Source organism: Pseudomonas sp. S2_B10, from assembly GCF_054668425.1.
Window position 1 is genome coordinate 1,501,165 of sequence record NZ_CP162768.1, and the last position, 13,719, is coordinate 1,514,883.

Annotated in this window: 9 protein-coding genes and 2 pseudogenes; 9 read left to right on the plus strand and 2 right to left on the minus strand. The window is 61.8% G+C overall.

Annotation, left to right across the window (positions count from 1 at the left end; translation table 11 throughout):
* Positions 1 to 50 precede the first annotated feature (50 nt).
* Both AB4O45_RS06655 and edd read right to left on the minus strand, forming a co-directional pair.
* Entirely contained in the window at positions 51 to 1,010 is a 960-nt protein-coding gene (locus AB4O45_RS06655) for a glucokinase (RefSeq protein WP_056787957.1), read from the minus strand.
* Complete coding sequence (edd, locus tag AB4O45_RS06660) at positions 1,007 to 2,833, minus strand: phosphogluconate dehydratase (RefSeq protein ID WP_016773527.1); 1,827 nt, start codon at positions 2,831 to 2,833, stop codon at positions 1,007 to 1,009. The genes AB4O45_RS06655 and edd overlap by 4 nt, the downstream gene beginning before the upstream one ends.
* A 220-nt stretch (positions 2,834 to 3,053) precedes the next feature.
* Here edd and gap point away from each other — a divergent pair, with 220 nt between their 5' ends.
* The 9 genes and pseudogenes from gap (at position 3,054) to AB4O45_RS06705 (ending at position 13,684) form a co-directional block, all read left to right on the plus strand.
* On the plus strand, positions 3,054 to 4,055 hold the full coding sequence (gap, locus tag AB4O45_RS06665; RefSeq protein WP_016773526.1) for a type I glyceraldehyde-3-phosphate dehydrogenase: 1,002 nt from the start codon (positions 3,054 to 3,056) through the stop codon (positions 4,053 to 4,055).
* A gap of 199 nt (positions 4,056 to 4,254) precedes the next feature.
* Positions 4,255 to 4,782: an RNA polymerase sigma factor gene (locus tag AB4O45_RS06670; RefSeq protein ID WP_460161227.1), complete on the plus strand. Its 528-nt coding sequence runs from the start codon at positions 4,255 to 4,257 to the stop codon at positions 4,780 to 4,782.
* A gap of 101 nt (positions 4,783 to 4,883) precedes the next feature.
* Positions 4,884 to 5,849, plus strand: a complete 966-nt coding sequence (locus tag AB4O45_RS06675) for a FecR family protein (protein ID WP_460161228.1) — start codon at positions 4,884 to 4,886, stop codon at positions 5,847 to 5,849.
* A gap of 122 nt (positions 5,850 to 5,971) precedes the next feature.
* Entirely contained in the window at positions 5,972 to 8,557 is a 2,586-nt protein-coding gene (locus AB4O45_RS06680; protein ID WP_460161229.1) for a TonB-dependent receptor, read from the plus strand.
* A gap of 109 nt (positions 8,558 to 8,666) precedes the next feature.
* Complete coding sequence (locus AB4O45_RS06685) at positions 8,667 to 9,263, plus strand: biliverdin-producing heme oxygenase (protein ID WP_056787948.1); 597 nt, start codon at positions 8,667 to 8,669, stop codon at positions 9,261 to 9,263.
* A 162-nt stretch (positions 9,264 to 9,425) separates the two neighbouring features.
* Positions 9,426 to 9,836, plus strand: a complete 411-nt coding sequence (locus AB4O45_RS06690) for a YbaN family protein (RefSeq protein ID WP_056787946.1) — start codon at positions 9,426 to 9,428, stop codon at positions 9,834 to 9,836.
* A 441-nt stretch (positions 9,837 to 10,277) separates the two neighbouring features.
* Positions 10,278 to 11,237: pseudogene (locus AB4O45_RS06695) on the plus strand (methyl-accepting chemotaxis protein); the annotation flags it as partial.
* A 378-nt stretch (positions 11,238 to 11,615) separates the two neighbouring features.
* Positions 11,616 to 12,143: pseudogene (locus AB4O45_RS06700) on the plus strand (methyl-accepting chemotaxis protein); the annotation flags it as partial.
* Positions 12,144 to 12,334: 191 nt separating this feature from the next.
* Entirely contained in the window at positions 12,335 to 13,684 is a 1,350-nt protein-coding gene (locus AB4O45_RS06705) for a CoA transferase (protein ID WP_460161230.1), read from the plus strand.
* Positions 13,685 to 13,719: the final 35 nt, after the last annotated feature.

Genomic DNA, 13,719 nt, shown 5'->3' on the forward strand with positions numbered 1-13,719 from the left:
CTGACACACCGCTTTCGCGAGCAGGCTCGCTCCCACAATTGGATTGCATTTCAGGTCGGGATTGATTGATCCAGCGCCACGCCGGCGCCGACCAGGCCGGAGTACGGCGCCGTCACCAGCCACACCGGGATGCCTTTGAAGTAGTCGCTCATGCAGCCTTTGTCGGCGAAGCAGCGGGCGAAGCCGCTGGCGAGGAAGAAATCGGCGAAGCGGGGAATCACCCCGCCAACGATAAACACCCCGCCGCGCGCGCCAGTGGTAAGCACGTTGTTGCCGGCGACGCGGCCGAGCCAGCAGCAGAACTGCTCGAGCACTTCCAAAGCGATCGGGTCACCGGCAAGGCCGGCGGCGGTGATCGCTTCCGGCGTTTCAAGCGTAGGCTCATGACCATCCACCGCGCAGATCGCCCGGTACAGCCGAGGCAGGCCGCCGCCGCTCAACGCGGTTTCCGCGCTGACATGGCCGATCTCGTTGTAGATGTGTTGCCACAGTTGCGTTTCGCGTGGACTGCTCAGCGGCAGGTCGACGTGGCCGCCCTCGCCCGGCAACGCCGCGAAGCGCCCTTCGCCGAGATCGAGCAAGGTGCCGACGCCCAGGCCAGTGCCGGGGCCGATCACCACCGCCGGGCGCAACGGCTCCGGCGTGCCTTCGCAAACCACACGGAATTCGCCCGGCTGCAAGCGGGTCATGCCCAGCGCCATCGCCGAGAAGTCGTTGGTCAGCAACAACTGCTCGACCTGCAAGGTCTTGCAAAACGCGCTGCGGCTGAGCCGCCAGTGATTGTTGGTGAACTTGAACTCATCGCCGCTCACCGGACCTGCCACCGACAGGCACACCGAGCCGATCGAGCCCGGCGCCAGACCGAGCCCGCTCAGGTACAAGGCGATTGCCTCTTCCGGGCTGGCGAAGTCGGCCGTGGCCAGCACCTGAACCGATTGCAGTTGCTGGTTTTGCCACAACGCGAACCGCGCGTTGGTGCCTCCGATGTCACCGACCAAAGCCAGTTTCAATTAAGCGTCTCCAGGGCAGAAGTGAAGGCGCTGGCGCCCTGCTCCGCCGAGCTGAAGGCCATGCGCATGAAGCCAAACAGCTCGCGGCCGCTGCCGATGTTGTTGCCCAACAGGCCTTTGGCAGGTTCGCGCGCTGCAAATTCGGCGGCGTCGACCTTCAGTTCCAAGGTGCCTTTGACGCCATCGACGCGGATGATATCGCCCTCTTGCACGCGCGCCAAAGCGCCACCGACATAAGCTTCCGGGCTGACGTGAATCGCCGCCGGGATTTTCCCAGACGCGCCGGACATGCGCCCGTCAGTCACCAATGCCACTTTGAAGCCGCGATCCTGCAGTACGCCGAGGAATGGCGTCATCTTGTGCAGCTCCGGCATGCCGTTGGAGCGCGGCCCTTGAAAGCGCATCACGGCGACAAAATCCTTCTCCAGCAGACCGGCCTTGAATGCGTCCGCCAGATCCTGTTGATCCTGGAAGACCATCGCCGGTGCTTCGACGATCTGATTTTCCAGCGCAACCGCAGAAACCTTCATCACGCCGCGACCGAGGTTGCCTTCCATCACCCGCAGTCCGCCTTCTTGCGAGAACGCACGGGACACCGGACGCAGGATGTTTTCGTCGAGGCTGTCGGTCGGGCCTTCACGCCAGACCAACTCACCGTTATCAAGGAACGGCTCTTTGGTGTACTGGCTCAGGCCATGGCCGAGCACGGTGTTGACGTCTTCATGCAGCAGGCCGGCGCCGAGCAGTTCGCGGATCAGGAACGACATGCCGCCCGCTGCCTGGAAGTGGTTGATGTCGGCTTTGCCGTTCGGATAGACGTGGCTCAGGGTCGGGACGACTTCGGAGAGGTCGGCCATGTCCTGCCAGGTCAGTTGAATGCCAGCGGCCATGGCGATGGCCGGCATGTGCAGGGTGTGGTTGGTCGAGCCGCCGGTGGCGTGCAGGGCAACGATGGAGTTGACCAGCGCCTTTTCGTCGACGATTTCGCCGATCGGCATGAAGTTGCCGTTCTGCTTGGTCAGGCGCGTGACCTGATGCGCGGCTTCGCGGGTGAGCGCGTCGCGCAGCGGCGTGTTCGGGTTGACGAAAGAGGCGCCCGGCAAGTGCAGGCCCATGACTTCCATCAGCAACTGGTTGGTGTTGGCGGTGCCGTAGAAGGTGCAGGTGCCCGGGCTGTGGTAGGACTTCATCTCCGATTCCAGCAGCTCTTCGCGGGTCGCCTTGCCTTCGGCGTACTTCTGGCGGACGTCGGCTTTTTCCTTGTTGGAAATCCCCGACACCATCGGCCCGCCCGGTACGAAAATGGTCGGCAGATGACCGAAACGCAGCGAACCCATCATCAGGCCCGGAACGATCTTGTCGCAGATGCCGAGCATCAGCGCGCCGTCAAACATGTTGTGCGACAGCGCCACGGCGGTCGACATCGCGATCACTTCGCGGCTCGGCAGGCTCAGTTCCATGCCCGGCTCGCCTTGGGTCACGCCATCGCACATGGCCGGAGTGCCGCCGGCGAACTGACCGACCGAGCCGATTTCGCGCAGGGCGTTCTTGATCTGTTGGGGGAAAACTTCGTACGGCTGGTGCGCCGAGAGCATGTCGTTATACGAAGACACAATGGCGATGTTCGCCGAGTTCATCATCCGCAGGCTGTGCTTGTCTTCAGTGCCGCAACCGGCCACGCCGTGGGCGAAGTTGGCGCATTGCAGCTTGCCGCGCATCGGGCCATCGGTGGCGGCGCCGCGAATCAATGCAAGGTAAGCCTGACGCGTGGCGCGGCTGCGGGCGATAAGCCGTTCGGTGACCTCAAGAACGCGGGGATGCATGTGTAGAACTCCAGGCTAACGGATGTGGCGACCTGATTGTCTATGCTGATCAAACGCCGTTGTTGTTGGAATGACAGACGGCTTTTTTGACCATTCGGACCAGTTGATTCAGGTCACTCGTTGTAGATAAAACAAAATATTGCCACTAAAAAGGCTTGTTTTCTATTTTTATGCGAATAATCTTGTAATTCCAACAACAAAACGACGGCGGCGCTGTTCCATGACTCTTCGAATCGCAATCAATGGTTTTGGCCGCATCGGCCGTAATGTCCTGCGCGCACTGTATACCCAAGGCTATCGTCAAGACCTGCAGATCGTCGCGATCAACGATCTGGGTGACAGTTCGATCAATGCCCATCTGCTCAAATACGACACCGTCCACGGCACTTTCGACGCCGAAGTGGCGCACGATAACGAAAGCCTGACGGTCAATGGCGACCGCATCGCGGTCAGCGCCATTCGCAACCCGGCCGACCTGCCGTGGGCCGCAGAAAAAATCGACGTAGTGTTCGAATGCACCGGTCTGTTCACCGACCGTGCCAAAGCCGCCGCACATATCAGCGCCGGCGCCCGCAAGGTGATCATCTCGGCCCCGGCCAAAGGCGCCGACGCCACTGTGGTTTATGGCGTCAACCACGACATTCTGCGTCAGTCGCACCAGATCATTTCCAACGCTTCGTGCACCACCAACTGCCTCGCGCCAGTGGCGCAGGTGCTGCATCGCGAGTTGGGGATCGAAAGCGGCCTGATGACCACCATCCACGCCTACACCAACGACCAGAACCTCACCGACGTCTATCACAGCGACCCGTACCGCGCCCGTTCCGCCACGCAGAACATGATCCCGAGCAAGACCGGCGCAGCCGAAGCGGTAGGCCTGGTGCTGCCGGAACTGGCGGGCAAACTGACCGGCATGGCTGTGCGCGTACCGGTGATCAATGTGTCGCTGGTCGACCTCACCGTGCAACTGAAGAAAGAAGCCAGTGCCGACGAAGTCAACGCCCTGCTGAAAGCGGCCAGCCAGCACTCGAAGATTCTCGGTTACAACACCTTGCCGCTGGTTTCCAGCGACTTCAACCACAACCCGCTGTCGTCGATCTTCGACGCCAACCACACCAAGGTCAGCGGCAAGTTGCTGAAAGTGCTGGCCTGGTACGACAACGAATGGGGCTTCTCCAACCGCATGCTGGATAACTGCCTGGCGTTGTGTAACGCCGAATAATCCCGGCCGGTCCCCAATCCCTGTGGGAGCGAGCCTGCTCGCGAAAGCTATATGTCAGTCAATATGGAGCTGACTGACACAACGCCTTCGCGAGAAGGCTCGCTCCCACAGGAGATCCGATTTCAATTTGAAATCAGCGCTTGACCATTTAGCTGGATGATAAGCATTATCATTCGCTCGAAATGGATCAGGTCCTCCCGTGAGTCAATCGCGCTTCAACCACGTCTTCCTCGCCCAGCGCACTTCCCTGCTGCGCACGCTGGAACGGATGGTCAACAATCACAGCACCGCTGAAGACCTGTTGCAGGAGACCTACCTGCGCGTGACCCGGGCGTTGAGCGAACGGGCCATCGATCACCTTGAACCCTTTGTCTTCCAGACCGCGCGCAATCTGGCGCTGGATCATTTGCGTGCGCGCAAGATTCATGCGCGGACCATGGTCGACCACTTGCCGCAAGATGTCGTACAGAGCATCGCCGCGCCGGCCAGCAGCGCCGAAGACGCCGCCCATGCCGAGCAATTGCTGGAGCGTTTGAACGTGAGCCTCAGCCAACTCAGCCCGCGCCAGCAACAGATCTTCATCCTCAGCCGCCTGCACGGGCACAGTTATCAGGAAATCGCTGATGAACTTAATGTTTCGCTGAGCACCGTGCAGAAAGAACTGAAACTGATCATGTCGATCTGCATCGGTGTTGCCGAACGACATAACGGCAGCGGCAAGCTTTGAGCTGCAAGCTACAAGTAAAAACAAAAAGCGGTAACGCATCCGGCTTGCAGCTTGCAGCTTGAAGCTAGAAACTGCTTCGCCAGAAGCCCTGAGGAACCACCGTGACGGACACCCACCGCTCGCCTTCGCCCGATTCGGCGCGGGACGCTGCAGCTGCAATGGACCAGGCGCTGGACTGGCTCATCGTGCTCGGCAGCCCGGATGAGGAACAGACCCGGCAATTTCATGCCTGGCTGGCGGCTGATTCGTTGAATGCCGAGGCGTTCGCCAAGGCCCAGGCCATCTGGGACGGCCCGCAAGTCGCACTGTGCGCCGAGGCTCTGGCGACAAAGCCGGTAAAAATCACCTTCCTCAAACGCTTGCGCCCGCACTGGAAACCGCTGGCCACCGCTGCGGTGCTGATCCTTGGGCTGTTCAGTTTCAGTAATTTGCCGATGCGCATTCAAGCGGATCACCTCACCGTGGTTGGCGAGCGTCAGCGGCTGCAACTGGAGGACGGTTCGAAGGTCCTGCTCAATACCAATTCGGCGTTTTCCAGCACCATCAACGATCAACAGCGCGTGGCCCGACTGTTTCAGGGCGAGGCGTTTTTCGAGATTGCCAGCGGGCGCAATCAGCCGCTGGAGATCGACGCAGGCCCAGTGCAGGCAAGCGTGCACGACACCGCATTCGCCGTGCGCTACCTCGACGGGGTCGCGCAAGTGAATGTGCAGCGTGGCGATGTCGATCTGCGCGCCACCCACAACGATGCCAGGGTGCGCCTGCGCGCCGGGGAGAGCATTCGCATCGGCCCCAACGGTTTTGATCGTCCGGCCAAGCTTGACGCCAATGCCGATCTGGCCTGGGTTGAAGGCCGCCTGGTGTTCGAGAACTGCCCGCTGAATCAGGTGCTGGCCGAACTGCGCCGCTACTACCCGGGCTGGATCATCAACAACAACGAGCAATTGGCCGACGTCGCCGTCACCGGCAATTACCGTCTCGACCAGCCGCTTGACGTGGTCCGCTCCCTCGCCCACATCACCTCGGCGCGCCTGCAGGAATTCCCGGCGCTGGTGATCCTGAACTGAATGAGAATTATTTTTACTCGATAGCCGATGGCAGTACGTCTCGTTATAGCCAATGCAATTGATTCGCATCTAACCATGCCGATCAGCACCTATAAAGATTCGTGCGACACGGAGCGCTATCGATGTCCTCACGCCTTACCCGCCAGACTTCCTCCCCTTCCCGCGTGCTGTCGCTGCTGACTGCGGCCATTCTCATGGCCGGCACCGCGCCGCTGCTCGCCGCCGCCGAGCAACCGACACGCAACATGGGCGATTACGCCTTCGCCATCGGCCAGCAACCACTGGTTTCGGCATTGAATGCCTTTACCGCCGTGACCGGTTGGCAGGTCGGCTTGCCGGCCGAGTTGGGGCAGAACGTCTCGTCGCCGGGCGTGCGCGGTTCGCTGCCGCCGGAGAAAGCCCTCGAGCGCCTGTTGGTGGGGACCAACCTGAGCTTTCGCAAACTGAGCAACAACAATGTCGTGCTGGAAAAACGCAGCGGCAGCGGCACGCTCAATCTCGATCAGGTGACCATCAGCGCCACTCGCCAGGAACAGTCGGTCAACAGCGTGCCTTCGACGGTCAGCGTGCATGATCGCCAAGCGCTTGACCGCAACAACGTCAACACCATCAAGGATCTGGTGCGCTACGAACCGGGCGTTTCCGTTGGCGGTGCCGGCCAGCGCGGCGGCATCAGCGGCTACAACATTCGCGGTATCGACGGCGACCGCATCCTGACTCAAGTCGATGGCGTGGAAATCCCCAACGGCTTCTTCAACGGCCCCTACGCCAAAAGCCAGCGCAACTACGTCGACCCGGAAATCGTCAAACGCGTGGAAATTCTGCGTGGCCCGGCCTCGGTGCTGTACGGCAGCAACGCCATCGGCGGCGCGGTCAGCTACTACACGCTGGACGCCGACGACATCATCAAACCGGGCAAGGACGTCGGCGCGCGCCTGAAAAGCGGTTACAGCTCCGCCGACGACAGCTGGCTGAAGTCCGCCACCGTCGCCGGCCGCAGCGGTGAGTTCGACGGCTTGCTGCATTACAGCCAGCGCGACGGACACGAAACCGAGTCCTTCGGCGGCAACAACGGCATCGGCCTTGCGCGCACCGCCGCCAACCCGGAAGACGTGCGCGCGACCAACGTCCTGGCCAAGCTCGGCTGGAACTACAACGACGATTCGCGTCTGGGCCTGACCTACGAAAAGTACAAGGACGATCGCGACACCGACCAGAAAAGTGCCTACGGCGGCCCGTATTTCAACGGCGCGCCGACCATTCCGAGCAGCGTCCTGCCCGGCGGCATGTACCAGTGGCGCACCGGTAACGACACCATCACCCGCGAGCGTTTCGGCATCGAACATGCGTTCGCCCTCGACAGCCTGCTCGCCGATAACGTCAAGTGGAGCCTCAATCACCAGATCGCCAAGACCGACCAGAGCACCGAGGAGTTGTACTACCCGATCACCCGTAAAGTGCTGCGTACCCGCGACACGATCTACGAAGAAAAACAGTGGGTTTTCGATGCCCAACTGGACAAGGCTTTCGCCATCGGTGACACCGATCACCTGCTGACTTACGGCACCACGATCAAACAGCAGAAAGTCACCGGTTCACGCAGCGGCGACGGCACCTGCGTGGCCGTCGGTCGCGGCTGCACGGCGATTGGCGCGACCAGTGCGGCGGACGTGCTGGCCAAGGCCTCTGATTTCCCCGATCCGACCATCAACACCTACAGCCTGTTCGCCCAGGATCAGATCAGCTGGAACGACTGGACCTTCCTGCCGGGCCTGCGCTACGACTACACCCAGCTCAAGCCGCACATCACCGAGGAATTCCTCAACACCGTGAATGCCGACGGCCAGGGCACGGTCAGCGACAAGAACAAGACCTGGCACAAGGTGTCGCCGAAATTCGGCCTGACCTATGCACTGACGGACAACTACACCTGGTACGGCCAGTACGCCGAAGGCTTCCGCACGCCCACGGCAAAATCGCTGTACGGGCGTTTCGAGAACAACACCACCGGCTACACCGTAGCGCCCAACTCCGACCTTGAGCCGGAAAAGAGCAAAGGCTTCGAAACCGGCCTGCGCGGGAATTTCGAGCAGGGTTCGTTCGACGTCGCAGTGTTCTATAACAAGTACCGCGACTTCATCAACGAGGACGCGGTCAAGCCGGGCGACGATCAGTTGACCTTCCAGAGCAACAACATCAAGCGCGCCACCATCAAGGGCGCGGAAGTCAAAGGTCACTTGAACCTGGATGCGCTGGGCGCGCCGCAAGGCCTGTATACCCAAGGCTCGATCGCCTACGCCTACGGTCGCAACAACGACAGCGGCGAGCCGATCAACAGCGTCAATCCGCTCACCGGCGTGTTCGGTCTCGGTTACGACCAGGACAACTATGGCGGTTTGCTGAGCTGGACCGTGGTGAAGAAAAAGGACCGCGTCGACGACAGCAACTTCAAGTCGCCGGACGGCGTCAGCAGCCAGTTCAAGACCCCGGGCTTCGGCATTCTCGATCTGGCCGGCTATTACAAGGTGACCGACGACGTCACCGTCAGCGGCGGCGTCTACAACCTGACCGACAAGAAATACTGGCTATGGGATGACGTGCGCGGTTACGACAGCGTCGGCGAAGCCTCGGTGACGCAACCGGCCAACCTCGATCGCCTGACCCAACCGGGACGCAACTTCGCGATCAACCTGATCTGGGACATCTGATCCGCCCGGCCTCACTGCGCGTGTTCGCGCCGCGCAGTGAGGTTTTTTTACTGTCCGGCGTCCGCCCGTACGTCTTGTTATCAAGCGCCTCATTTATCAAGGACACCCCATGACTGCCTCGGAAAAAACCTTGCGTTCGCAACGCCTGAACCAGATCACCCACGAGCCGCACAGCAAACTCGATGCGCTGGTCAAAGCCCACGCGCCGTTCGAAACCCGCGCCAGCTTCGCCCGTTTCGTCGTCGCGCAATACCTGTTCCAGGCGGAACTGGTGGAGCTGTACAACGATGCCGAACTGACCGCGATCGTCCCGGATCTGCCGGCCCGTTGCCGCGCCGAAGCGGCCAGGGCTGACCTCGCCGACCTCGACACCGAGGTTCCGGCCCCGGTGGCCGGCGCGCTGAAAAACCCGAGCAAGGCACGGGCGCTGGGCTGGATCTTTGTTTCCGAGGGTTCCAAGCTCGGCGCGGCGTTCCTGATCAAGCGCGCGGTGGCGCTCGATCTGAGCGAAACCTTTGGTGCCCGGCATCTGGCTGAACCGCAAGGTGGCCGCGCCGAGGGCTGGAAAAGCTTCGTACGCACCCTCGATGCATTGCCGTTCACCGCTGAGGAAGAGGCTGAAGTGGAGCAAGGTGCGCTGGATGCGTTCAACCGCTTTACCGTGCTGCTGGAACGGGCTTATGCCATAGAAGCCGAAGTGGCCTGAAGCAACTCTTATCACTTGTGGGAGCGAGCCTGCTCGCGAAGACGGCAGCACATTCAACATCAATGTGCCTGATCAACCGCTTTCGCGAGCAGGCTCGCTCCCACAGAGCTCACCACAAATCTGTAAGATCCCCGTTCCGCTTCAGAAGCCGCCGCTGAGCCCATGCCCGCACCCGCCCCATCAAAACTCGCCCGTCTGCTGTTCGGCCTGCTGGCCTATGTCAGCCTCGGCATTGGCCTTGTCGCCATCGTCGTGCCCGGTCTGCCGACCACCGAGTTCATCCTTTTAGCCGCGTGGGCCGCGACCCGCAGTTCGCCGCGCCTGAGTGCGTGGCTGGAAAATCATCGCCTGTTCGGGCCGATCCTCAGTAACTGGCGCAACGGCAGGATCATCGCGCGCAAGGCCAAAGTCAGTGCCACCCTCAGCATGCTGCTTTGTGCGACGTTGATGCTGGTGATGCTCGATCACGGCTGGCCGATCTATCTGGCGATTGCCGGCATGGGCCTGGGCAACCTGTGGATCTGGTCGCGCCCGGAGACGCCCATCGCTGTAGTGAAACATCCCTGTAATTAAAGCCTTTTCAGCACTTTCCCCTGCGCAAACGTTTAGCGGCGACCGTCCGTCGGCGAGCGCCTCATGCCGTTTCGCGCGACGCCGATTAGGATTGAATGGCGCTGAATGGATTTGGCAAACCGGGCTTCAGGCCCAGCCACCTGTTTATTCCATTCGCGAGATCGCCCCATGTTCGACTCTCTGTCCATTCGCCTGAAAATCGTCCTGCTCTCCGGCCTTTGCCTGCTCGGAGTGGTGGTGCTGATTGTCAGCATGAACATCTACCAGACCAACCAGAACGACGCGCTGGTCAGTCAATCCAGCAACCAGTTACTGACCGCCAGCGTGCAGAACCTGCTGCAGGCCAAGGCCGCCGAGCAAGCGGTGCGGGTGCAGAAAACCTTTGGTGAAAGCCTGCTCGTGGTCACCGCCCTCGCCGACCAGATCAAGGATCTGCGGACGATGGCGGCCAAGCGTTCGCTCGAAGCCGGCGCTGTTCGTGAAGAGTTGAACCAGAGCCTGAAAACCGCCTTCGAGCGCAACGATAAAGTCCTCGGCATCTGGCTGGCCTTCGAACCCAACGGCCTCGACGGCAAGGACAGCGAATTCGCCAACGATGCCGCGCGGCAGTCCAACGAAGCCGGGCGCTTCGCCTCGTACTGGAGCCGTGCCGCCGGCGCCGCGCTGAATACGATCATGGTCGAGGACGACCTGACCAAGACCACCCTCAGCGTCAGCGGCACGCCGTACAACAGTTGGTACACCTGCCCTCGCGACAACAAACGCACCTGCCTGCTTGACCCGTATGCCGACACGGTCGGTGGCAAGGAAATGCTCATGACGACCATTTCCGTACCGCTGCTGGTGGATGGCAAAGCGATCGGTGTGGTCGGTGTCGACATCGCGCTCGATGCCCTGCAAGCCGCCGCCGTCGACTCGCAGCGCAGCCTGTTCAACAACGCCGGGCACATGCTGATCGTCTCCGGCAGCGGTGTGCTGGCGGCCGACAGTGCCGACGCGACGCGAGTGGGCAAAAAAATCAGCGACACCCTCGGCGCTGACGGCAAGGATGTATTGCAACTGGTCGGCAGCGGTACGGCGAAAATCCTCCAACAGGGCGACCTGATTCGCGCGGTTTACCCGGTCGACCCGATCGGCAATTCGCGCGCCTGGGGCGTGGTCATCGATCTGCCCGAGCACGTGCTGCTGGCCGACTCGGTGAAACTGCAAGCGGTGCTGGATGACGCGCAACAAACCGGCGTCATCACTGCCCTGCTGGTGGCGGGCGTGGCCGGTCTGGTCGGCCTCCTGCTGATCTGGCTCACCGCCTCCGGCGTCACCCGTCCGATCAACAGCGTTGCTGAGATGCTGAAGAACATCGCCAGCGGCGAAGGCGATCTGACCCAGCGCCTGAACTACAGCAAGAAAGATGAACTGGGCGAACTGGTGAACTGGTTCAACCGCTTTCTCGACAAGCTGCAGCCGACCATCGCGCAGATCAAACAGAGCATCACCGAAGCGCGCGGCACGGCCGATCAGTCGTCGGAAATTGCCCGCCAGACCAGCGAAGGCATGCAGGTGCAGTTCCGCGAAATCGATCAGGTCGCCACCGCGTCCAACGAAATGAGCGCCACTGCCCACGACGTCGCCAACAGTGCCTCGAACGCGGCCAACGCCGCCAAGGGTGCCGATCAGTCGGCGAAGGACGGTATGGCGATCATCGAGCGCAGCACCCGCGACATCAATCAACTGGCCGATGAGGTCAGCAAAGCGGTGACCGAAGTCGAAGCGCTGGCGGTCAACAGCGAGCAGATCGGCTCGGTGCTGGAAGTAATCCGCAGCATCGCCGAACAAACCAACCTGCTGGCCCTCAACGCCGCCATCGAAGCCGCCCGCGCCGGCGAAAGCGGTCGCGGTTTTGCCGTAGTCGCCGACGAGGTGCGCAACCTGGCCAAACGCACGCAGGATTCGGTGGAAGAAATCCGCATCGTCATCGAGCGCATCCAGACCGGCACCCGTGGCGTGGTCGCGACCATGCATTCGAGCCAGACCCAGGCGCACAACAATGCCGGGCAGATTCGTCAGGCCGTTGATGCACTGGGCAAGATCAGCGACGCGGTGACGGTGATCAGCGACATGAACCTGCAGATCGCCAGTGCCGCCGAAGAACAGAGCGCCGTGGCCGAAGAGGTCAACCGCAACGTCTCGGCGATTCGCACCGTGACCGAAACCCTGACCGAGCAGGCCACCGAATCGGCAGCGATCAGCAGCCAGCTCAACAGCCTGGCGAGCCAGCAGATGAAATTGATGGATCAGTTCCGCGTGTAACAATCCAGCATAAATCCCTGTGGGAGCGAGCCTGCTCGCGAAGCGGTCGTCATATCCAACATCCGTGTTGACTGACACGACGCCTTCGCGAGCAGGCTCGCTCCCACTGGGGAAACGGGTTCACATCCTGGTTTCATCTAAACCGCGATTCTTTTGCACTATCATCGCCCTCTCGTTCCGGAGGGCCTTCGATGACTGATCTGCTCACGTCCATCCAAACCGCACTCGACCTGCCCCACACGCCGATCCCCTTCAACGGTGACGGCGCGTTGCCCTCGGCGTTCGCAGTCACTGAACTGGCCTGCGCCAGCATCGCCGCTGCCGGCCAAGCGCTCAGCGAATTGCTTCACCAGCAAACCGGGCACTTGCCTGCGGTTGCAGTCGACCGGCGCCTGGCCTCGTTCTGGTTCTCCACCTCGCTTCGCCCGATCGGCTGGCAGGTGCCGCCGTTATGGGACGCGATCGCCGGCGACTATGCGACCCGGGACGGCTGGATCCGTCTGCACACCAACGCTCCGCATCACCGCGCCGCCGCTGAACGCGTGCTCGGTGCCTGCGCCGACCGCGCCGCAATGGCGGCAAAAGTCGCGCAATGGGACAGTGCGGATCTGGAACAAGCAGTGGTCGACGCCAACGGCTGCGCCGCCGAGATGCGCAGTTGGGCGCAGTGGCAGCAGCATCCGCAGGGGCTGGCGGTGAATGCCGAAGCGCTGGTGCAATTCATCGAGCAGACGGACGAGAACCGCAGCCCATGGCAAGGCTCGCTCGCACGACCTCTGGCCGGGATCAAGGTGCTCGACCTGACCCGCGTGCTCGCCGGTCCCAGCGCCAGCCGCTTTCTCGCCGGGCTCGGCGCAAACGTGCTGCGCATCGATCCACCGAGCTGGAACGAACCCGGCGTCGTTCCGGAAATGACTGTCGGCAAGCGCTGTGCGCGGCTGGATCTGCAAGTGCCAGCGGATCGCGCAGTGTTCGAAGGTTTATTGCAAGACGCCGACATCTTGCTCCACGGCTATCGCGCCGATGCGCTGGAACATCTGGGGTTTGGTATTGAACGCCGAAGGCAACTGGTACCGGGGCTGATCGACGTCTGCCTCAATGCCTACGGCTGGAGCGGCCCCTGGCAGAACCGCCGGGGCTTCGACAGCCTGGTGCAGATGAGCAGCGGCATCGCCGAGGCCGGACAGCGCTGGAAGCACAGCGATAAACCGACGCCACTGCCGGTGCAGGCACTGGATCATGCGACCGGGTATCTGATGGCGGCGAGTGCAATAAGGCTGCTGACTGAACGACTGGCCAGCGGTCGCGGGGGTTCGGCGCGGTTGTCGCTGGCGCGTACGGCGAAGCTGTTGCTTGAGCATGGGCCGGGGATGCTTGACCCGCTGCGGGCTGAAGACGCACTGGATCAGGATCCGGCGATTGAACACACCGCGTGGGGGCCGGCGCGGAGGTTGCGCGTGCCGCTGCAGATCAGCGGGACGGCGATGCGGTGGAATTGGCCGGCGACGGAGTTGGGCTCGCATCCTCCGTGTTGGCCATGAGAAGCCCCTCACCCTAGCCCTCTCCCAGAGGGGAG

Coding starts and splice junctions, on each gene's coding strand:
- gap (WP_016773526.1), top strand. CDS start 3,054: ATGACTCTTCGAATCGCAATCAATGGTTTTGGCCGCATCGGCCGTAAT.
- AB4O45_RS06705 (WP_460161230.1), top strand. CDS start 12,335: ATGACTGATCTGCTCACGTCCATCCAAACCGCACTCGACCTGCCCCAC.
- AB4O45_RS06680 (WP_460161229.1), top strand. CDS start 5,972: ATGTCCTCACGCCTTACCCGCCAGACTTCCTCCCCTTCCCGCGTGCTG.
- edd (WP_016773527.1), bottom strand. CDS start 2,833: ATGCATCCCCGCGTTCTTGAGGTCACCGAACGGCTTATCGCCCGCAGC.
- AB4O45_RS06690 (WP_056787946.1), top strand. CDS start 9,426: ATGCCCGCACCCGCCCCATCAAAACTCGCCCGTCTGCTGTTCGGCCTG.
- AB4O45_RS06685 (WP_056787948.1), top strand. CDS start 8,667: ATGACTGCCTCGGAAAAAACCTTGCGTTCGCAACGCCTGAACCAGATC.